The organism is Amaricoccus macauensis, from assembly GCF_014201905.1.
In the GTDB taxonomy this organism is placed as follows: domain Bacteria; phylum Pseudomonadota; class Alphaproteobacteria; order Rhodobacterales; family Rhodobacteraceae; genus Amaricoccus; species Amaricoccus macauensis.
Genome location: NZ_JACHFM010000001.1, coordinates 222,002 through 237,478 on the forward strand (window position 1 = coordinate 222,002; position 15,477 = coordinate 237,478).

The window sequence follows — 15,477 nt, forward strand, 5'->3', positions numbered from 1 at the left end:
GTCCTCGATGCGGGCGCGTCCGGCGCGCCCGCGCCCTCGGTCAGGCGTCGAGTGCCTTCCGCTCCAGCCGGCGGGCGTGCAGGATCGGCTCGGTGTAGCCGTTCGGCTGCTCCCAAAGCCCGAGCGCGTCCTCGATGCGCCCGAAGAGTTCGCTCGCGAAGGCGACCTCCTCGGGCCCGTGCATCCTGGGCTTCACGATGTAGACCGAGCCCAGCGGCGAGTTCGCCCTCGGCCCCTGCGGTCCGACGTCGTGGAGCGCGATCGCGGCGGCGATCATCCCGTCCATGATCCCTTCCGGGATCTCGCGGCCCTCGGAGTCGAGGATCGCCGGGTTCGCCATCAGATGGCCGGCGTTGCGCACGATCATCAGCACCCGGCGGCGCAGGTCGAGATCCGAGCCGTCGGGGCGCGTGGTACGTCGTATCCGCCGCCAGCCTGCGCGTGACGCTTTGGTTCGGCCCCCAAAAGACCGCAACCGTCCCGCAAGGTCAACCAAACGGTCTACCATGATCGACCGAAGCTCCTTAGACCGGCGTAGGCTCAGCTCTGAACGCCGGCCACGTACCAGTCGAGGGCGAGCAGGGTCGGATCATCGAGCGCCGAGCCGAGAGGCACCTTTTCCGTCCCGTTCTGATCGACGATCGGCCCGGAGAAGATCTTGACCGAGCCGTCCGCCTGACCGTCACGCATGGCCTCGGCGGCTTTCACCACCTCGGGCGGGATCCGCTCGTTCCACGGCGCCATCCGCACCATGTCTTCCTTCAGGCCGGCCCAGACCGATCCGGTCTTCCAGGTGCCGTCGATCACCGCCTGAATGCGCTCGATGTAGTAGCCGCCCCAGTGGTTTTCGATCGCGGTCAGATGCGCCTTGGGCGCGAAGGACGACATGTCCCACGCCTGCCCGAACGCCATCAGGCCGCGCTGCTCGGCCGCCTGCAACGGCGCGGGCGAGTCGGTGTGCTGCGACAGGATGTCGGCGCCCTGATCGAAGAGCGCCTTCGCCGCGTCGGCTTCCTTCGCCGGATCGTACCAGCTCGACACCCACACGACCTTGGTCTGGAACGCCGGATTCACCTTCTGCGCCGCCAGCGTGAAGGCGTTGATCCCCATCACCACTTCCGGGATCGGGAACGACGCGACATAGCCGCCGATGCCGGTCTTCGACATGTGCCCGGCGATGGTGCCGCAGACCGCCCGGCCCTCGTAGAAGCGGGCGTTGTAGGTCGCGATGTTCGCCGCCGTCTGATAGCCGGTGCAGTGCTCGAACATCACGTCCGGATAGCGCTTGGCCACCTTCACGGTCGGGTTCATGAAGCCGAACGACGTGGCGAAGATCAGCTTGTTGCCGTCATCGGCGAGATTCTTCAGCACCCGCTCCGCGTCCGGCCCCTCGGCGACGTTCTCGACATAGGTCGTCACGACGTTCTCGCCGAAGTGCGCCTGCGCCTCCTTGCGCCCTTGCTCGTGCGCGAAGGTGAAGCCGAAGTCCCCGACAGGTCCGACGTAGATGAAGGCGACCTTCAGCGGCTCGGCCGCGAAGGCCCGCCCGGCGAAGGGAAGCGTCGCGGCAGCCGCGCCGCCGGCCTTGAGAAGACCCCTCCGGGTGATGAGCGTCATGACTCTGGTAGTCTCCCTGTTGTTGTTCACGTGCTCGGCCGGAAGGGCTGGCCAAGACACGCCGGAGCCGCCGAGCCGACCGACCTGCGCGACGAGATGAGCGCGAGCACGAGGATCGTCGCAAGGTAGGGCAGAGCTGCGAGGAACTCCGGTGGCACAATGTTGAGGCCCGCCGCCTTGGCGTGCAACTCGAAAGTCATCACTGCACCAAAGAGATAGGCCCCCGCCAGCAGTCTCCACGGGCGCCAGGCTGAAAAGACGACGAGCGCGAGGGCGATCCAGCCGCGCCCCGCGGTCAGTTCGTCCGCCCACATGGGCGTCTGAACCATCGAATAGTAGCAACCGGCCAGCCCCGCCATGGCGCCGCCGAAGGCAACTGCAGCATATCGCACAGTTGTCACTGAGTAGCCGATCGAATGCGCCGAGTGGTCGTTCTCACCCACCGCGCGGAGAATCAGTCCTCCCCGGGAGCGGGTGAGAAACCACGCGACCGCCGCGGTCATGACGAGCGAGACATAGACGAGGATCGAGTGCCCGAAGACCAGCCGGAGCAGCGGATCCTCCGCGAGTGCCGCGGGGAACACCGGCCCCAGCGGCGCGATCGTCAGGCCGACGAAGCTCTCGCCGATCATCGACGACAGGCCGATGCCGAAGATCGTCAGCGCGAGCCCGGTCGCCACCTGGTTCGACGCGAGCGAGATCGTCAGCACCCCGAAGATCATCGAGGCACCCACCGCCGCCGCCATCGCGGCCAGGAGGCCGAGCAGATGCATCCCCGTCGACGAGGTGACCGCGAAGCCCGTCACCGCGCCCACCAGCATCATCCCCTCGATCCCGAGGTTCAGCACACCGCTCTTCTCCGCCACCAGCTCGCCCAGCGCCGCGAGCAGCAGCGGCGTGGCCGCGCCGATCACCGTCATCAGGATAGAGACCGCCATCGCCTCGGTCATTCCGTCACCCTCCGCCGGAGCCGGAGCCGCCAGCCGACGAGCACATCGGCCGCAAGCAGGAAGAACAGCATCATCGACTGAAAGACCCCGGTCGCCGCCGAGGGCAGGCCGAGCGAGGACTGCGACGCCTCGCCGCCCACGTAGGTCACGGCGAGGATGATCCCCGCCGCGAGGATCCCGAGCGGATGCAGCCGCCCGAGAAACGCTACGATGATCGCGGTGAAGCCGTAGCCGGTCGGAAACGCCGGCACCATCTGCCCGAACGGCCCCGCCGCCTCGAAGAGCCCGGCGAGCCCCGCCAGACCGCCGCCTGCGAGCAGCGCCAGCCAGATCGTCCGGCGCTGGCTGAACCCGCCATAGCGCGCCGCCATCGGCGCTGCCCCCACCACACGGATCTGGAAGCCGAGCATGGTCCTCGCCATCAGGAACCAGACGACGAGCGAGATCACCAGCGCCAGCGGCACATTCAGATAGCCGATCCCCGAGAGGTACGGCAGCATCTGCGCGTCGGTGAAGATCCGCGTCTGGGGAAAGTTGAACCCGTCGGGATCCTTCCACGGCCCGTTCACCATGTAGTAGAGCAGCTGCACCGCCACATAGGTGAGCATCAGGCTGGACAGGATCTCGTTCACGTTGAAGCGGGTGCGCAGCAGCGCCGGGATCCCCGCCCACGCCATGCCGGCGAGCGCGCCGGCGATGCACATGAGCGGCAGGATCCACCAGCCGGTCATCTCCCATGTGGCGAGCGCGACGCCCGTGCCGGCGAGACCGCCCACCACGTACTGCCCTTCGGCGCCGATGTTCCAGACGTTCGCCCGGAAGCCGATCGCGAGGCCGGTGGCGATCATCACCAGCGGCGCCGCCTTCAGCCCGAGGTCCTGCCACTTGCGCAGGGTGATCAGCGGATCGATGAAGATCGCGCGCACCGCCGCGAAGCCGTCGTAGCCGAGCGCCGAGAAGACCAGCCCTCCCACCACCATCGTCGCCAGCACCGCGAGGACCGGCGCCAGCCAGATCATCGTCCGGCTCGGCACCTTGCGTCGTTCGAGCTCAAGCACGCTCCGCCTCCCGCTCCGCCGCGTTCTCTCCGCCCGCGTGCTCGCCATGCACCCCGCCCATCAGCAGGCCGATCTCGTCGCGGGAAATCTCGCCCACCGACCGCTTCGGCGAAAGGCGCCCTTCGTTGATCACCGCGAGCGAGTCCGAGATCGCCAGCAGTTCGTCCAGATCCTGACTGACCACCACGATCGCCGAGCCGCGCGCCGCGAGGTCGACCAGCGCCTGATGGATCGCCGCCGCGGCGCCCGCATCGACGCCCCAGGTCGGTTGCGACACCACCAGCACCTCCGGCACCTGCAACACCTCGCGCCCCATGATGAACTTCTGGAGATTGCCGCCCGAGAGCGCGCCCGCCATCGCCTGCGGCCCGGTCGCCCGCACCCCGAACCTGGCGATCACCTCTTCCGCATAGCCGCGCGCCACCGCTCCGAGGATCACCCCGTGGCGCACCATGCCCTTGCGATACCGCGCGGTCAGGACGGCATTCTCGGCCAACGTGAAGCCCGGCACCGCCGCATGGCCGTTCCTCTCCTCCGGCACCGCCGCGAGCCCGCGCCGCCGCCGCCGCGCGATCGGCAGCGTGCCGACCGGCGCCCCGTCGAGGCGCACCGCGCCCGCGTTCGCCACCGGCGTCTCGCCGGAGAGCGCCAGCATCAGCTCGTTCTGGCCATTGCCCGCGACTCCGGCGATGCCGAGGATCTCGCCCGCCCGTACCGAGAAGGAGACGTCGCGGAGCGCCACGTCGAAGTCGCCGCCGCCCGCCAGGGTCAGGCGATCGACCACCAGCTTCTCCGGCCCGAAGCCCTTCGCCGCGGCCTTGCGCACGTCCTTGAGGCTGCCGCCGATCATCATCTCCGCCATGGAGCGCGGCGTCTCCTGCGCCGGCACGCAGGTGCCGACGACCTTGCCGCCCCGCATGATCGTCGCCGCGTCGCAGAGCACGCGGATCTCGTGAAGCTTGTGGCTGATGTAGAGAACCGAGCAGCCGCCGGCCGCAAGTGCCCGCAGCGTCTCGAAAAGCTGCGCCACCTCCTGCGGCGTCAGCACGCTCGTCGGCTCGTCCATGATGAGCAGCCGCGGCTCAAGCAACAGCGCCCGGACGATCTCGATGCGCTGCCGCTCGCCCACCGAGAGGGTCGAGACCGTGCGATGCGGATCGAGGCTCAGTCCGTAGCGCGCCAGCACCGCCCGGATCCGCCCCTCGAGCGCCGACGCGCTCAGCCGCTCGTCGAGGCCGAGCGCGATGTTCTCGAGCACGGTCATCGGCTCGAACAGCGAGAAGTGCTGAAACACCATGCCGATGCCCATGGCGCGCGCCGCCCGGGGACTGGCGATCCGGACCGGCGTCCCGTCAACGACGATCTCGCCGTCGTCCGGGTGCTGCACGCCGTAGATCATCTTGACGAGCGTCGACTTGCCCGCGCCGTTCTCCCCGAGCAGCGCGTGCAGTTCGCCCGGCCGCACCCGGAAGCTCACGCGGTCGTTCGCGAGCACCCCGGGAAAGGCCTTGGTCACGTTCCGAAGCTCGAGACGATCGGCGCTGGCGTCTGTCATCGTCGGGCTCCGTCGGTCAGGTTGCAGACTACTCCGGGAAGAACGCGAAGCGGATCAGGAATAGCGCAGCCACGAGCCAGGTTGCCATATGAACTTCACGCGCCCGGCCCGTCGCCGCCTTGATGATGGCGTAGCTGATGAAACCGAACGCAAGCCCGTTGGCGATCGAGTAGGTAAACGGCATCATCAGCGCGGTGAGCGCCGCGGGCGCCGCGTCGGTGATGTCGTCCCAGTTCACGTCCACCAGCTCGCGCATCATGAGACAGGCGACGTAGAGCAGCGCCGGCGCCGTGGCGAAGGCCGGCACCGAGCCCGCGAGGGGCGCGAAGAAGAGCGCGAGCAGGAAGAGCACCGCCACCGTCACCGCCGTCAGGCCGGTCCGGCCGCCCGCGAGCACGCCCGAGGCGCTCTCCACATAGGCGGTGGTCGACGAAGTGCCGAGCATCGAGCCCGCGACGATCGCCGTCGAGTCCGAGAGCAGCGCCTTGCCGAGCTGCGGGTTGGTGTGTCCCGGCCCGTCATTCAGCAGACCCGCGCGCTTGGCGACGCCGATCAGCGTGCCGGTCGCGTCGAACACCTCGACGAGCACGAAGGTCAGGACCACGTGCAGGATGCCCGCGGAGAACGCGCCGACGATGTCGAGTTGCAGGAAGGTCGGGGCGATCGACGGCGGCGGCGACATGATCCCGCCGAACGGGCTGATGCCCGACACCATGGCGACAACGGTGATGACGAGGATGCCGATGAGGATCGCGCCCTTCACCTTCAGCGCGTCGAGCGCCGCGATCAGGAAGAAGCCGATCATCGCGAGCATCGCCGGCGGCGAGCGCATGTCACCGAGCGCGACGAACGTCGCCTCGCTTGCCACGACCACGCCCGCGCTCTTCAGCGCGATGATGCCGAGGAACATGCCGATACCCGCCGCAACGGCGCTCCGCATCGAGTGCGGGATGCCCTCGACCAGCCAGCGCCGCACGCCGGTCACGGTGAGGAGGAGGAAGATGCAGCCCGAGATGAAGACCGCGCCCAGCGCCTGTTGCCAGGTGAAGCCCATGGCTCCGACCACGCCGAAGGCGAAGAAGGCGTTCAGCCCCATGCCCGGCGCCATGGCGATCGGCCAGTTCGCATAGAACCCCATGATCAGCGATCCGAGAGCCGCCGCGAGACAGGTCGCGACAAACACCGCGCTTTGGTCCATGCCGGTCGTCGACAGGATCTGCGGGTTCACGAAGATGATGTAGGCCATCGTCAGGAAGGTGGTGATCCCCGCCACCAGTTCCGTGCGCACGTTCGTGCCGTGCGCCTTCAGTCCGAATAGACTGTCGAGCATGCTGTCCTCACTGTCTGTTACCGCGCTATTCCCTTGCCGGAATGGTCGCGCCCTCACGGAAATCTCTCTCGCGTCTGTCACCGCGCCCACGCCTTCAATCGGAGCGGACGCGCCATCACATCAAATCTTCAACGTCTGTTACCGCGTTCGTTCCGCGAGCCGGAGCGCACGCGCCATCGCTTCAAACCCTCAGCGGCGCCCGCATCACGAGTGCCGCCAGTATTTCTGTCGCGACGAATGCCGCGATCACCTCGGGCCGCTTGTCAGGCCGTCCGGCCGCGCCGATCGGTGAGACCAGTGACTCGGGCGATGGCGGATCCTCGGTGCGGGCGAGCCAGCGCTCGAACGTCACCCGCTTGGTCTTGGAGCCGATCATGCCGACATAGGCCGCGTCCCCCCGCGCCAGCGCCTCGCGCGCGATCAGGAAATCGAGCGCGTGGTCGTGGGTCAGGATGACGAAGGCGCTGCCCGGCGGAGCCGTCGCCACCTCGGCCTCGGGGATCGCGGTCATCACCGCCTCGACCCGTGGCGGCGCAAGCGCGATTTCCTCCGGCCGCTGGTCGATCAGAACCGGCCGCACCGGCAGAAGCGCCAGCGCCGCTGCCAGCGCCCGCCCAACGTGGCCGGCTCCGAAGATCAGCACCGCCGGCAGGGCGCGATACTCCCGCTCGGCCATGGCCGCGAGCGCCTCCCATCCCGCGTCGTCGAGCCGCGTGCAGGTGAGCACCGTCCGGCCGCCGCAGCACTGGCCGATCTCCGGCCCGAGCGGGATGTCGAGAGTTTCGCTGTCGTCCCCGCGCGCCAGCATTGCCCGGGCAGCGTCGATCGCCATGTATTCGAGCTGACCGCCGCCGATCGTCCCGAGGATCGTGCCTTTCGTCACCACCATCCACGCGCCGCTCTCCCGCGGCGTCGAGCCCCGGGCCTCAGCGACCTCGACCAGTGCCGCGACGGTCCGGGCCCGAAGCCCTGCGATCTCGTCGGGGCGGACGGTCATGCCTCCCTCCCTCCGAGCCGGTCGATCGCCTTCAGCACCCGTTCGGGCGTGGCCGGCGCGTCGAGCCGCGGGCACTCGCGATAGTCCGCGACGCTCGCCACCGCCATGGACAGGGCCTCCAGCACCGAAATCGGCAGCATGAACGGTGGCTCGCCCACGGCCTTCGACCGCCGGATCGTCGGCTCCTTGTTCACCGACCACTCGGCGAGCTTCACGTTGAAGATCGCCGGCCGGTCGCCGGCCAGCGGAATCTTGTAGGTGGACGGCGCGTGTGTCCGAAGCCGCCCCTTGTCGTCCCACCAGAGCTCTTCGGTGGTGAGCCAGCCCATGCCCTGCACGAAGGCTCCCTCGACCTGCCCCTTGTCCACCGCCGGGTTCAGCGACCGGCCGACGTCATGCAGCACGTCGGCGCGATCCACCACGTACTCGCCCGTCAGGGTATCGACCGACACCTCCGAGCACGCCGCGCCATAGGCGAAGTAGTAGAACGGCCGCCCCTTGCCCGCCGCGCGGTCCCAGTGGATGTCCGGCGTCTTGTAGAAGCCCGCGGCCGAGAGATGCACCCGCGCGATGTAGGCCTCCTTGATGAAGTCGTCGAAGGAGACCCGCCGGTTGCCGATCAGCACCGCGTTCGGCTGGAACACCACCTGCTCGCGGTCCACGGAATATTTCTCCGCCGCAAAGTCGATCAGCCGGTCCTTGATCTGCTGCGCCGCGTTCTCCGCCGCCATGCCGTTCAGATCCGAGCCCGACGACGCCGCCGTGGCCGAGGTGTTCGGCACCTTTGCCGTTGTGGTCGCGGTGATCTTCACCCGGTCGAGGTCGATCTGGAACACGTCCGCCACCACCTGCGCCACCTTGGTGAAGAGGCCCTGCCCCATCTCCGTGCCGCCGTGGTTCAGGTGTACCGACCCGTCGCTGTAGACGTGCACCAGCGCGCCGGCCTGATTGTACCAGGTGGCGGTGAAGCTGATGCCGAACTTGACCGTGCTGATCGCGATACCCTTGCGGATCACGCCGCCCTTCGCGTTCCAGTCAAGCACCGCCTGGCGCCGCGCCTGGTAGTCGGCGCTTTCGACCAGTTCATCCACCACCCGCTCGATGATGCAGTCAGTGACGGTCTGGTGATAGGGCGTCACGTTCCGCTCGCCGTCGCCGTAGAAGTTCACCCGCCGGACTTCGAGGGGGTCCTTGCCCAGTGCGTAAGCGATCTCCTCCATGATCCGCTCGGCAATGATGAGCCCCTGCGGCCCGCCGAACCCGCGGAATGCCGTATTGGAAACCGTGTTGGTTTTCATCGGCCTGGAGACGAGCCTTACGGCCGGATAGTAGTACGAGTTGTCCGCGTGGAAGAGCGCGCGGTCGGTCACGGCGCCCGAGAGGTCCGCGGAGAAGCCACAGCGCGCCGCGAACACGCCGTCCACCGCGAGGACGCGTCCGTCCTCGTCGAAGCCGACCTCGTACTCGTTCAGGAAATCGTGGCGCTTGCCGGTCGCGACCATGTCGTCGTCCCGGTCGGGCCGGAGCTTCACCGCGCGATGGTATTTCTTCGCCGCCAGTGCGGTGATCGAGGCGAAGATGTTCGGCTGCGTCTCCTTGCCGCCGAAACCGCCGCCCATGCGCCGCACGATGATCGTTACCGCGTTCGACGGCACGCCGAGCACGTGCGCCACCATGTGCTGCACCTCGGACGGGTGCTGGGTCGAGGAATAGACCGTCACCTCATCGTCCTCGCCCGGGAAGGCGAAGGCGATGTGACCTTCCAGATAGAAGTGATCCTGTCCGCCCACGCGCATGGCGCCCTTCAGCCGCCGCGGCGCCGCCGCCATCGCCGGCTCGACCTCGCCACGCTCCAGCTTCAGCGGATCGGTCACGTAAGGGTAGTCCGCGCTCACCGCCTCCGCCACGTCGGTCACGAACGGCAGGTCGCGATACTCGACCTTCGCAAGCTTCGCCGCGCGGCGCGCCTGATCGCGGGTTTCCGCGATCACCGCGAACATCTGCTGGCCGTGGAACTCGACCTTGCCCTCGGCGAACAGCGGATCGTCGTGCTTGCCGACCGGGCTGATGTCGTTCGACCCCGGAACGTCCGCCGCCGTCAGCACCCCGACGACACCGGGCGCCGCGCGCACCGCGTCGAAGTCGATCGAGACGATCTCCGCATGCGCCCGGTCCGACAGCCCGAGATAGGCATGCAGCGTGCCCGCCGGCTCGGGGATGTCGTCGGTATATTCCGCGAGCCCCGTCACATGCTTGTGCGCCGAGTCGTGCCGCTGCGACAGGTGCACGCCGCCCCTGATGCCCGCGTCCGCCGCCACGTTGTCCATCTGCTTGTTCATCATGCCGTCTCCCGCACGAGCCGCACAGTCTCGCCCGCCGTCTCGAGATAGAACCGCCGGAGCAGATTCGCCGCCACGCGGGCGCGATATCCGGCACTCGCCCGCCAGTCGGAAAGCGGCTGGAAGTCCTGCACGATCGCCGCTTCCGCCGCCGCCACCGTGTCGAGCGCCCAGGGCCGTCCGATCAGCGCCGCTTCCGCCGCCGCCGCCCGCTTCGGCGTCGCGGCCATGCCGCCATAGGCGAGCCGCGCCACCTTCACCCGGTTGCCGTCGAGCTCCACATGGAAGCCGCAGGCCACCGCCGAGATGTCCTCCTCGCGCCGCTTCGACACCTTGTAGGCCGCGTCAAGCGACCCCGCCGCCGGCTTCGGCACGTGGAGCGCCTCCACGAACTCACCCGGCTCCCGGTCCTGCTTGCCATAGGCGATGAAGTACGCCTCCAGCGGCAGCGTCCGCCGCTCCGCGCCCTTCCTGAGCGTCACCGTCGCCCCGAGCGCGATGAGCGCGGGCGGTGTGTCGCCGATCGGCGAGCCGTTCGCCACGTTGCCGCCGACCGTGCCCATCGCCCGCACCTGCCAGCCGCCGATCCGGCGCCAGTACTCCGAAAGATGCGGAAACTCTGCGTCGAGCACCGACTGGAACTCGTCATAGCTGACCCCGGCGCCGATCGTGACACCCTCGGGCGTCACCTCGACCCCCTTCAGCCCGCTGAGATGCGCGATGAAGACCGCCGGACTGATGTTGCGCATCAGCTTGGTGATCCAGAGCCCGACGTCCGTCGAGCCTGCGACCACCGTCGCCTTCGGCCGCGAGGCGAGCACCTCGGCCAGATCGTCGACGCTCGCCGGCACGATCACCTCGTCCTCGCCGGTGCGGATCTCGACCCGAGCGCCATCGTCCATCGCCGCGAGCCGCGCCAGAACGTCGGCCCGCTCGGCAGCAAGCTTGTCCTCGGCCGGCGAGCCCTCGATCGAGCGCGCCGCCTCGATGATCGGCTGATATCCCGTGCAGCGGCAGAGGTTGCCCTGCAACGCTTCCTCGATCTCCGCGACGCTCGGCCGCGAATTGCGCATCCAGAGCCCGTAGAGCGACATGACGAAGCCCGGCGTGCAGAAGCCGCACTGGCTGCCATGATGATCGACCAGCGCCTGCTGCACCGGATGCAGCTCACCGTTCGCCCCGGCGAGATGCTCCACCGTCACCACATGGGTGAGGTCGAGCGAGCCCATGAGGCGGATGCAGGCATTGACCGGCTCATAGACCAGCCCCTCGCCCACGCGCCGGCCGACGAGCACGGTGCAGGCACCACAATCGCCCTCGGCACAGCCCTCCTTGGTGCCGCGCAATCGGCGGGAGAGGCGCAGATGATCGAGCAGATTGTCAGATGACCGGATGGCGCTCAGCCGCTCCTCACGGTCGTTGAGCAGAAATCGGATCTCGTTGCGTACCGCAGTCAAGCTAGAGCCTCCTTGCAACCAGCGGGCACCATCCGGCGTGAGCGCGGGAACCGGTGCGAATCAATCAACTGCCGAAATCCGGAGGCCCGCAACACGGAACCCGACGCGACGCTGGAATGAGCGTCACTGTAACGAGCCTGCGCGCACGCCGAACCGGCGCCAAAGGCGCTTTTCCAGATATCTGCCATATGTCCAAAACTCCCCGAGCGATCTTGCCGTCGCCGTCAAACCAAGCAATCTTGGCAGAAGACCGCCGGAACAGAACCCCGCCAATGCGGAGGACTGCTTCAAAGATATTTTGAAAATGGGGCGAGAAAAATGCAACCGCGGCCGCCCTTTCGGGGGGCCGCGGTTTGGTTCTTCGCTCTTCGGTAGCGTCAGTAGCGCCCGACGACCCTTGCGCCGGGCGCGGCCGGTTCAGTGGACGCTGACCGGCGAGAATTCGTTCTGCCGCGCGACCACGAAGGCCTGCGCCCGGTCGGGCACCAGCGCCAGCACCTCGCCGGTCGAGGCGTGGATCGCGTAGAGGTGGTCAACCCCGGCGGTCTGCGCCCGGATCGACTCCGGCAGATCGGCAGTCTTCACTTCGCGGACGTAAACGATGCCCTTGTTCGCGTCGTTCGTATCGTCGGGAAGGCTCGGAAAATCGGTCATGGTAGCCTCCTTCAGGGATTCTTGCCGTTGATCGCAATGGTGCGGACGACCGTCTCGGGCGCGGACCTCGCAAGGTCGATGTGCAGCAGCCCGTTCTCCAGCCGTGCCGCCCCGACCTCGACGCCGTCCGCGAGCACGAAGCTGCGCTGGAACTGGCGCGCGGCGATGCCGCGGTGCAGGAACGTCCGGCCGTCTGCGTCGTCGCGTTGCCGCCCCCGGATCACCAGCTGGTTGTTTTCGAGGGTGATCTGGAGATCCTCCTCGCAAAATCCGGCCAGCGCCAGGGTGATGCGGTAAGACGCATCGCCACGCTGCTCGATGTTGTACGGCGGGTAGCCATCGCTCCCGGACTTCGCCGTCCTTTCCACCAGCCGGTCGAGGTTCTCGAACCCGAGCAGGTAGGGATGCGAAGCGAAGGTCACCTTTGTCATTCTCGATCGAGCCCTTGTTCTCAAGCGACTTGGTCAATGGAGCCCCGGATCGGCGGCTCCGTTGGATGAAACATGGGAAATACCAGCCGGCGAAACAAGAGCCTGCGCGGTTACGTGACGTACTAGCCGCCGCCCCGCGCGGTAGGGTATAAAAGCCATATTCACCGCAGGGATCCCGAGCCGATGAACAGCCCGCAGACCATGCAGCGCGACGAGGTCCTCCGGGTCAAGCTCGAGCTTCTGCAACGGGAACACCGCGACCTCGACGATGCCATCGTGGCGCTGCACACCGAGGGGAAGGCTGATCAGCTGACCCTGCGCCGGCTGAAGAAGCGCAAGCTGATGCTGAAGGACGAGATCCAGCGGCTGAGCGACGAGATCACGCCCGACATCATCGCGTGAAGATCTCCGTATGACATGTTGAATAGTCCGGATACCTACGCGCCGCCGGGATAGAATGCCGGGTGATAGGCGACGGAGCCTGCATCCGCGCCACCGAAACGCAGCGCCTGAAAGTACTCCGCCGGCACGCCGTCGAGAGTGAGAGCGGGGTCAGGGCGAAAACCAAAGCGGGAATAGTATGCCGGATCGCCGAGCACGACGCAGCCGGCTGCGCCATCGCGGGTGAGACGGGCAAGCCCGGCGCGGACCAGAGCCTCGCCCGTGCCGCGCCGCCGACCGGAGACACACACCGCGAGCGGTCCAAGCCCATACCAGTCGCAGCCTGCGCCGGAGAGCGTGACCGGTGAGAAGGCAACATGGCCGAGGACCGCCGTGCCCTCCACCGCCACGAGGCTGATCGTCAGCGCACCCGCCGCCCGCAACCCGTCGACGATTGCAGCCTCCGTGCCATCGGAATGCGGCGCATCGCGGAACGCCCCGGTGACGAGCCGGGAAATTGCCGGCGCGTCCTCGGGGCGTTCGTCGCGGATCTCCACCGGGCGTCAGCGCCCGGCCGCGTCGGCGATCTGCGGCGCGTCACCGACCCCGCGCGCCGGGTCGAGCAGTCGTGGCCAGTCCCGCCCCGGCGCGGCGGCCGCGAGCGCCTCGGCGAGCGTTCCCTCGCGTCCCGCAGCCTTGACCGCTGCGGTCACCAGTGCCTGCGCCTCGGGCCGCGGCATCTCCTCGGCCAGCGCGAAGACCGCGGCTTCCGCCATCATCATGCCGCGATCGCCGGCGAAGGTGCGGGCGATCCGGTCGGGGTGCGCCTTCAGCGTCCCGGCGAGAGCGATCCCGTGGCGGAGCGCCGAGCCTGCCGCGACCGCCATCGACGGCAGGGTGAACCACTCCACCCCGAGCGCCGTGCCATCGCGTTCCTCCGCGTGGATCATCGCCTGCGCCAGCGTCCCGAGATTGCCGGCGGTGACGCGGGAGAGCGCGACCAGCGCCTCGGGCACCACCGGATTGGCCTTGTGCGGCATGGTCGACGAGCCGCCACCCGTGCCAGCCGTCACCTCGCCGATCTCGCTCTGGCCGAGCAGGATCAGATCGGCGCCGATCTTGCCGAGCGAGCCGGTGACGAGCGCGAACCAGCTTCCAAGCTCCAGCATCGTGTCGCGCGCCGCATGCCACGGCACCGGCGTCGCCCCGAGCCCGAGCGCGGCGGCGAGCCCCTCGACCACCTCGCCACCCCGGCCCTGCAGCGCCGCGTTGGTGCCCGATGCCCCGGCGAACGACACCTGCATCAGGCGCCGGCGCAGCTCCGCGAGGCGCGCGCGATGGCGCACCAGCGGCGCGGTCCAGACCGCGATCTTCGCGCCGAGCGTCGTGGGCGTCGCCATCTGGAAGCGGGTGCGCGCGGCGATCACCGTGTCGCGATGCGTCGCCGCCGCCAACCCGAGGGCGGCGATGAGTTCGGCGAGGCGCGCGTCGAGCAGGTCGAGCACCCCGCCCAGCCGCAGGACGAGGCCGGTGTCGACCACGTCCTGGCTCGTCGCGCCCCAGTGCAGCCACTGACCGACGTCCGGTGCGAGCTGGCTGCGAAATTCCTTCACCAACGCCGAAACCGGGACGCCAGCCGAGGCAAATCCCGCGGCGAGGCTCGCCGCGGGGATCGTGACGCTGCCGGCCGCCGCCTTGATGGCGCGGCCGGCAGTCTCTGGTATGATGCCGAGGTCCGCCTCGACGGCAGCAATCGCCCCCTCGACGTGCAGCATCGCGCGGACCTCGGCTTCGCCGGAGAAGAACGCCGCGACCTCGGCGTCGCCGTAGAGGCCAGCGGTGATCTCACCGTCGAACGGGGAAATCATCAGGCGGCTACCTTCGCCTTGAGCCCGAGAATGTCGCGGGCCTGCTGCCAGGTCGCCACCGGGCGCTCGTACTTCTCGCAGAGCTCGACGGTCTTCTTCACCAGCGCGGCGTTCGAGGGCGCAAGCTCGGTCTTGGAGAGACGGAGGTTGTCCTCGAGGCCGGTGCGGCAATGGCCGCCCGCCGCGATGCACCACTCGTTCAGCACGATCTGGCTCGGGCCGATGCCGGCGGCGCACCACTTCGCGTCCGGCGCGATGCGGTTCACCGTCTCGACGTAGAAATCGAACGTCGGCTTGTCGACCGGCATGGCGTTCTTCACGCCCATGACGAACTGCACGTAGAGCGGCCCCTTGATCCGGCCATCCTTCGCCATCGCCGCCGCCTGATGGATATGGCTGAGATCGAACGCCTCGATCTCCGGCTTCACGTCATACTTGAGCATCTCCGACGCCAGCCAGTCCACCAGATCCGGCGAATTATCATAGACCCGCGTCGGGAAGTTGTTCGACCCGACCGCGAGGCTCGCCATGTCCGGGCTGAGCGACAGCATGCCGCCCCGCTCGCGCTCGGCACCCGAGCGGCCGCCGGTCGAGAGCTGGACGATGAGGCCGGGGCAGTGCTTGCGCAGCCCCTCGAGCAGCTGGCCGAACTTCTCCGGCGAGGCGGTCGGCGTCTCGTCGTCGTTGCGCACGTGGCAGTGCGCGATCGAGGCCCCCGCCTCGAACGCTGCCTGGGTGCTCTCGATCTGTTCGGACACGGTGATCGGCACGGCCGGGTTCATCGACTTGCGCGGCAGGCTGCCGGTGATCGCGACACAGATGATGCAGGGATCCGCCATG

General features: G+C 68.3%; 15 protein-coding genes. 1 reads left to right on the plus strand and 14 read right to left on the minus strand.

The window, feature by feature from the left end; translation table 11 throughout:
* Nucleotides 1-40 precede the first annotated feature (40 nt).
* The 11 genes from HNP73_RS01090 to HNP73_RS01140 form a co-directional block, all read right to left on the minus strand.
* Nucleotides 41-367: a hypothetical protein gene (locus tag HNP73_RS01090; RefSeq protein WP_221288107.1), complete on the minus strand. Its 327-nt coding sequence runs from the start codon at nucleotides 365-367 to the stop codon at nucleotides 41-43.
* A gap of 173 nt (nucleotides 368-540) precedes the next feature.
* Nucleotides 541-1,617, minus strand: coding sequence for a BMP family ABC transporter substrate-binding protein (locus HNP73_RS01095; RefSeq protein ID WP_184146282.1), 1,077 nt, complete (start codon nucleotides 1,615-1,617; stop codon nucleotides 541-543).
* A gap of 26 nt (nucleotides 1,618-1,643) precedes the next feature.
* Complete coding sequence (locus HNP73_RS01100; protein WP_184146284.1) at nucleotides 1,644-2,567, minus strand: ABC transporter permease; 924 nt, start codon at nucleotides 2,565-2,567, stop codon at nucleotides 1,644-1,646.
* Nucleotides 2,564-3,625, minus strand: a complete 1,062-nt coding sequence (locus HNP73_RS01105) for an ABC transporter permease (protein WP_343063171.1) — start codon at nucleotides 3,623-3,625, stop codon at nucleotides 2,564-2,566. Before HNP73_RS01105 ends, HNP73_RS01100 begins: the two co-directional genes overlap by 4 nt.
* Nucleotides 3,618-5,180, minus strand: a complete 1,563-nt coding sequence (locus HNP73_RS01110; RefSeq protein WP_184146286.1) for an ABC transporter ATP-binding protein — start codon at nucleotides 5,178-5,180, stop codon at nucleotides 3,618-3,620. Before HNP73_RS01110 ends, HNP73_RS01105 begins: the two co-directional genes overlap by 8 nt.
* A 28-nt stretch (nucleotides 5,181-5,208) precedes the next feature.
* Nucleotides 5,209-6,510 (minus strand): NCS2 family permease, encoded by a 1,302-nt coding sequence (locus tag HNP73_RS01115; RefSeq protein WP_184146287.1) that lies wholly within the window; start codon nucleotides 6,508-6,510, stop codon nucleotides 5,209-5,211.
* A 181-nt stretch (nucleotides 6,511-6,691) separates the two neighbouring features.
* On the minus strand, nucleotides 6,692-7,507 hold the full coding sequence (gene xdhC / locus HNP73_RS01120) for a xanthine dehydrogenase accessory protein XdhC (protein ID WP_184146289.1): 816 nt from the start codon (nucleotides 7,505-7,507) through the stop codon (nucleotides 6,692-6,694).
* Entirely contained in the window at nucleotides 7,504-9,834 is a 2,331-nt protein-coding gene (gene xdhB, locus HNP73_RS01125; protein WP_184147978.1) for a xanthine dehydrogenase molybdopterin binding subunit, read from the minus strand. Before xdhB ends, xdhC begins: the two co-directional genes overlap by 4 nt.
* Nucleotides 9,835-9,845: 11 nt before the next feature.
* Nucleotides 9,846-11,303 (minus strand): xanthine dehydrogenase small subunit, encoded by a 1,458-nt coding sequence (gene xdhA, locus HNP73_RS01130; RefSeq protein WP_184146291.1) that lies wholly within the window; start codon nucleotides 11,301-11,303, stop codon nucleotides 9,846-9,848.
* 417 nt (nucleotides 11,304-11,720) lie between these two features.
* Nucleotides 11,721-11,957 carry a DUF1150 family protein gene (locus HNP73_RS01135; RefSeq protein WP_184146293.1) on the minus strand — a complete coding sequence of 79 codons (237 nt, stop codon included), beginning with the start codon at nucleotides 11,955-11,957 and terminating at the stop codon, nucleotides 11,721-11,723.
* Between the two features lie 11 nt (nucleotides 11,958-11,968).
* Complete coding sequence (locus HNP73_RS01140; protein ID WP_184146295.1) at nucleotides 11,969-12,388, minus strand: Hsp20 family protein; 420 nt, start codon at nucleotides 12,386-12,388, stop codon at nucleotides 11,969-11,971.
* Between the two features lie 183 nt (nucleotides 12,389-12,571).
* Here HNP73_RS01140 and HNP73_RS01145 point away from each other — a divergent pair, with 183 nt between their 5' ends.
* Nucleotides 12,572-12,790, plus strand: coding sequence for a YdcH family protein (locus HNP73_RS01145; protein WP_184146297.1), 219 nt, complete (start codon nucleotides 12,572-12,574; stop codon nucleotides 12,788-12,790).
* Between the two features lie 35 nt (nucleotides 12,791-12,825).
* Here HNP73_RS01145 and HNP73_RS01150 read toward each other — a convergent pair whose 3' ends face one another.
* The 3 genes from HNP73_RS01150 to HNP73_RS01160 are packed head-to-tail and all read right to left on the minus strand — an operon-like array spanning nucleotide 12,826 to nucleotide 15,476.
* Entirely contained in the window at nucleotides 12,826-13,326 is a 501-nt protein-coding gene (locus HNP73_RS01150) for a GNAT family N-acetyltransferase (protein ID WP_184146299.1), read from the minus strand.
* A gap of 6 nt (nucleotides 13,327-13,332) precedes the next feature.
* Nucleotides 13,333-14,637, minus strand: a complete 1,305-nt coding sequence (locus HNP73_RS01155) for a lyase family protein (protein WP_184146301.1) — start codon at nucleotides 14,635-14,637, stop codon at nucleotides 13,333-13,335.
* On the minus strand, nucleotides 14,637-15,476 hold the full coding sequence (locus tag HNP73_RS01160; protein WP_184146304.1) for a 3-oxoadipate:acetyl-CoA acetyltransferase: 840 nt from the start codon (nucleotides 15,474-15,476) through the stop codon (nucleotides 14,637-14,639). The genes HNP73_RS01155 and HNP73_RS01160 overlap by 1 nt, the downstream gene beginning before the upstream one ends.
* Between the last annotated feature and the right edge of the window lies 1 nt (nucleotide 15,477).

Excerpts from the sequence above, each read along its gene's own strand:
- HNP73_RS01115 (WP_184146287.1), bottom strand. The coding sequence starts at position 6,510 with ATGCTCGACAGTCTATTCGGACTGAAGGCGCACGGCACGAACGTGCGC.
- HNP73_RS01145 (WP_184146297.1), top strand. The coding sequence starts at position 12,572 with ATGAACAGCCCGCAGACCATGCAGCGCGACGAGGTCCTCCGGGTCAAG.
- HNP73_RS01155 (WP_184146301.1), bottom strand. The coding sequence starts at position 14,637 with ATGATTTCCCCGTTCGACGGTGAGATCACCGCTGGCCTCTACGGCGAC.
- HNP73_RS01100 (WP_184146284.1), bottom strand. The coding sequence starts at position 2,567 with ATGACCGAGGCGATGGCGGTCTCTATCCTGATGACGGTGATCGGCGCG.
- HNP73_RS01110 (WP_184146286.1), bottom strand. The coding sequence starts at position 5,180 with ATGACAGACGCCAGCGCCGATCGTCTCGAGCTTCGGAACGTGACCAAG.
- HNP73_RS01160 (WP_184146304.1), bottom strand. The coding sequence starts at position 15,476 with ATGGCGGATCCCTGCATCATCTGTGTCGCGATCACCGGCAGCCTGCCG.
- HNP73_RS01095 (WP_184146282.1), bottom strand. The coding sequence starts at position 1,617 with ATGACGCTCATCACCCGGAGGGGTCTTCTCAAGGCCGGCGGCGCGGCT.
- HNP73_RS01135 (WP_184146293.1), bottom strand. The coding sequence starts at position 11,957 with ATGACCGATTTTCCGAGCCTTCCCGACGATACGAACGACGCGAACAAG.
- HNP73_RS01140 (WP_184146295.1), bottom strand. The coding sequence starts at position 12,388 with ATGACAAAGGTGACCTTCGCTTCGCATCCCTACCTGCTCGGGTTCGAG.
- HNP73_RS01090 (WP_221288107.1), bottom strand. The coding sequence starts at position 367 with ATGATCGTGCGCAACGCCGGCCATCTGATGGCGAACCCGGCGATCCTC.
- xdhC (WP_184146289.1), bottom strand. The coding sequence starts at position 7,507 with ATGACCGTCCGCCCCGACGAGATCGCAGGGCTTCGGGCCCGGACCGTC.
- xdhB (WP_184147978.1), bottom strand. The coding sequence starts at position 9,834 with ATGGACAACGTGGCGGCGGACGCGGGCATCAGGGGCGGCGTGCACCTG.